We start from the raw sequence: 3827 nt of genomic DNA on the forward strand, positions 1-3827 counted from the left end.
TTATACATTGGTAAACATGTTTGGCGCTGCCTGGTAAATCCCCTGGCAAACAGTGGTAAAAAACATGGCAAGGATGGTAAAATCTCTTGGCTGTAATCAAAGAAGGAAGTTTGGAGATAACATGCGGGTCTTGGGGGTTAATGATTATTATTCAACAGCTAGGTCTTAATTCCTGCTTTTGTTTAGTGGGTTTTGAAAAAATAGAAAGTTAGGGGAGAATAAATAATATTACCGCATCATCATTTGGAAGGAATTAGGGAAACGGTGGAACCGTCCCCTTGTTTCCTGAACTTGAACACAATAACCCTCAAGCCCTTTTAAACCGATACTGGATATTTTTACAGTCATTTTTGTGTGGCCTCCTTGCTAATAAAAGATGAATGGAAAAATTGAAATGTTATTTTAAGATAGAGTAAATAGATGATTGGTAGAATTGGTTTTCACATGAAAGAAGGAAGGGCGGAGATAACATGCGGGTCTTGGGGGTTAATAATTATTATTCAACAGCTAGGTCTAAATTCCTGCTTTTGTTTGTTGGGTTTTGAAAAAATAGAGAATGAGGGGAGAATAATTAATATTACCGCATCACCATTTGGAAGGAATTAGGGAAACGGTGGAACCGTCCCCGTGTTTTCCCCTACTTTCACTTCAGCTGGGATATATTTTAACTCCTGACGTACTTCTGTACTCATTTCATGTAAATTTCCACCGCAGCACGAACATACCTGATCTTCTTCGGATAAACGATATTCAATCGTTTCCACGCGCTTCTTACGGCGGTGATAGGTGATGCTTTCTATTGTAGGTTCTGGTAATTCGAGGTTTGCTTCCTTTTCAACTTCATTAAAAAGAGTTAATTCTAGTTGACCCGGTAGGGTTCTTTCGCTAGAAGCACCAAAACGCTTAGATTGATAAAGGCGAAGCTTCTCTTTTAACCAATTAATCTTGGCTTCCGATTCAGCCTTTTCCTTTTCTAGCTTCGCCTCTAGTTCTGCGTTTTGCTTTTCAAGAAGTTGAACGCGCTCGAGAAGTTCTTCAATTGTAGGAGTTGAGGTTGATTGTTTGTTATTCTTTTTCATAGGTTCCATTATACGAAATATCAGACAATTTGTCCCTATTTAATAAAAGTATTTTATTAAATGATTGTTCTTGCCATCACCTCTGGATGGGCTTGTTTTTGTTCTAGCGACAGTCCATCTAATAACCAACGTAATTGTTGACGAGATATTTTTAGCGGAGTGGAGCCGTGCTTATCCGATGGCCATTGGAATTGGCCTCGTTCCAGTCGACGATAATAGAGCCAAAAGCCATTTTTATCCCAATATAAAATCTTCATCTTATCTCGTTTCCTATTACAAAATACAAATAGATTGGGAGAAAAAGGATCTAGCTCAAATACTTCTTGAACAAGAACAGCTAAGCCATCTATCGATTTTCTCATATCTGTATTTCCTTGAGCGAGATAGACACGATCTACGGCGACTTCATTCAACATCTTCTTTCAGTACCTTTATCACCTCTTTGAGAAGTGATGTATTGAAACCAGAATTCACTTCTATAGAAACAGATCCGACTTTGATCAGTAGGGAAGATTCATGTTGTGCTGGGTTAGAGTCTTCTACTACTACTTGAACCCATGAATTGTTTTCTTTGCCAATGTGTTGGTCTTTGATCCTTTTCTTCCAATAGCTGAATTGATAAACACTTATCCCGTTTTCATCACACCACTTAGCCTGAGTTTGGCCACTAGATTTATGGTCATCAATTCTCTGTTCCCATACTTTCCGTAATTCTACATTTGGACTTTTAGACATGAAAAAACCACCCCGAATATTTATTTGAGGAGATTATCTCAAAGATTTTTGTATCTGAATATGTGGGAAGAGTTTGACGCTTACCCTTTTTACGCGCAAAACTTCCGATTGTCTCCTTTTAGAACCGTCCCTCTGTTTCCAAAATGGATTCGCAAAGTCCGATGGCCCTTATCCTCGTAGGTCAAAGTGAACTTTGGGATCGTCTTCGACTGCAATCATATGCAGCCATACGACAAAGAATCGATATCCAATTCCAGCTAGGCCATCTCGATCGTGCTCAAGTTGAAGAATATGTATCTAGGCATCTTCGTTATGCCGGAGTTGATCAACCTATCTTTTCTGATGGGGCGCTTGATGAAATTCACCAGTTCTCTGGTGGTGCCGCAAGGCTCATTAATAAACTTTGTACACATAGTCTTTTATATGGCTCACAAAATGGTCGAAGAATCATTGATGATCATATGATTAAGCAAGTTATCCAGGGGGAACTTTCATGAAAAGCCGCTGGAAAGAAATGAACTACAACGCTGAGTTGGATTGTTGGGTTGTGTTTTGGGGAGATAATACAGGTTATAAAATGCGTTGCGGTGAATGGTTTGATCTCCATCTAGGAAATGGAAAGATTCTTTCTTGCCGTTTGGAACTGGGTAGAGACTGGTACATCATTACTGGCAGAAATGAGATTAGGTTCTACCTTAAGAATAATGAAACGTATCACGTTGATTTGTAAGATTCTAGGGGAAGCATAAAGGTGCTTCCCCTTCATTTTGGACAGTGAATCCGTCAGATGTAGGACAATTAACGACGTCAATTTTAGGACTATATAGAACGTCATTAACAGTAAAAGTTTGACGCTTACGTATTAACAGTAAATTTAAAGAGGATAGCGAGAATACTATCCTCTCAAATCACGTCTTCTTTTGGTATTTTCAACATTTTTTATAGTAAATCGATAGAAACTGAGATTCCAATCCAAATTTGCGCCTAAAAAAATGACTTTTTCAGTGGTTTCGAACCGTCCCCCTGTTTCCCTTATTTTTTTATTACTCTATAAAACTTATTTTTTAACTCATACCATAATAAACTTAACAGTCGTTTATTGCTAACCGCTCGTACATCATATCTAACTTCAGATGCTTTTAATAGTTTAATTTCATTATGCACTATTTTATTTCCCTTATAGAAAGTATCATAAAGAAAAATCCCCTTTCCAGATAAATCATAGATTACATTAAGTTCATGAGGTTTTAATTGTAGAGCAAATTCTTTAATCACCATATAATCTAGATGCCTGTTTGTAAGCCAGTACCTACGATTATTTGTATTATTTTTATTTCCGAATAAATCAATACACATTTCATCACTTGGAAAACCTATCTCATCTGCCAAATTTAGCTGTTCAAAAAATACATCATATTTTAATGATTTATCATTAAACTTTGGGAGGTTATAATGGTTAATATCATATGTTAGTAATGGAACTTGAAAACTAGTATTAACTAATTTATTGTGAGTACCTACATCTGTAAAATTTGTTGTCAATGAGAAATATGGATAAACAAAATAGCGATTAGTATTCGTAACGTAACTAATAAAATACTTAAGCCAAGAAGAATCTGGCCAAGTTTGAATATTATTCGGTAGCTCTACATCTCCCTTCCAATTATTCTTATTAGTTATATACCAATTATAAAACTGATTCCACATTCTTTTAGTCCAAACTTGCCCCCATGATTGAGCGTACTGTAAAAAATAAACATCAAAACCATTGTACTGAGGAATAAATGGTCTACTAACACCAACATTCCATAGATGTGTATAGAGGGAAATTCCAGCAATACTATCGTATTTATCATATTTTTCAACAGTTTGAAGCACATAATTATAAAAGTTTGGCGAAACAAAGAGGTCATCTGTATTTGTCAACTGAAAATTCCCCCATTTAGTCATTTAAAATTCCCCCACCTAAATTTTCCAAAAAGGCAGGGGATTATCAAATTATTTGTTAAAATG

The 3827-nt window shown here is 36.3% G+C and carries 5 protein-coding genes and 1 pseudogene; 2 read left to right on the forward strand and 4 right to left on the reverse strand.

All coding sequences use genetic code 11. The annotated features are described in order from the left end of the window. Positions 1-638: 638 nt before the first annotated feature. From HHO41_RS21800 to tnpA, 3 genes and pseudogenes are all read right to left on the reverse strand, one after another. A pseudogene (locus HHO41_RS21800) lies at positions 639-1079 on the reverse strand (IS66 family transposase zinc-finger binding domain-containing protein); the annotation flags it as partial. Between the two features lie 56 nt (positions 1080-1135). After that, entirely contained in the window at positions 1136-1495 is a 360-nt protein-coding gene (tnpB, locus tag HHO41_RS21805) for an IS66 family insertion sequence element accessory protein TnpB (RefSeq protein WP_169102658.1), read from the reverse strand. Then, entirely contained in the window at positions 1485-1814 is a 330-nt protein-coding gene (tnpA, locus tag HHO41_RS21810) for an IS66 family insertion sequence element accessory protein TnpA (RefSeq protein WP_169102661.1), read from the reverse strand. Before tnpA ends, tnpB begins: the two co-directional genes overlap by 11 nt. A gap of 161 nt (positions 1815-1975) precedes the next feature. On the opposite strand from tnpA, the gene HHO41_RS21815 reads away from it, so the two are divergent. Then, positions 1976-2311, forward strand: a complete 336-nt coding sequence (locus HHO41_RS21815) for a hypothetical protein (RefSeq protein WP_248278575.1) — start codon at positions 1976-1978, stop codon at positions 2309-2311. Beyond that, a complete protein-coding gene (locus HHO41_RS21820; protein ID WP_169102663.1) occupies positions 2308-2544 on the forward strand; it encodes a DUF5348 domain-containing protein in 237 nt (78 codons plus the stop codon). The genes HHO41_RS21815 and HHO41_RS21820 overlap by 4 nt, the downstream gene beginning before the upstream one ends. Before the next feature lie 302 nt (positions 2545-2846). Here HHO41_RS21820 and HHO41_RS21825 read toward each other — a convergent pair whose 3' ends face one another. Beyond that, positions 2847-3764 (reverse strand): hypothetical protein, encoded by a 918-nt coding sequence (locus HHO41_RS21825; protein WP_169102665.1) that lies wholly within the window; start codon positions 3762-3764, stop codon positions 2847-2849. Positions 3765-3827 lie beyond the last annotated feature (63 nt).

It is taken from the genome of Bacillus sp. DNRA2 (assembly GCF_012843265.1).
In the GTDB taxonomy this organism is placed as follows: Bacteria; Bacillota; Bacilli; order Bacillales; family Cytobacillaceae; genus Bacillus_BU.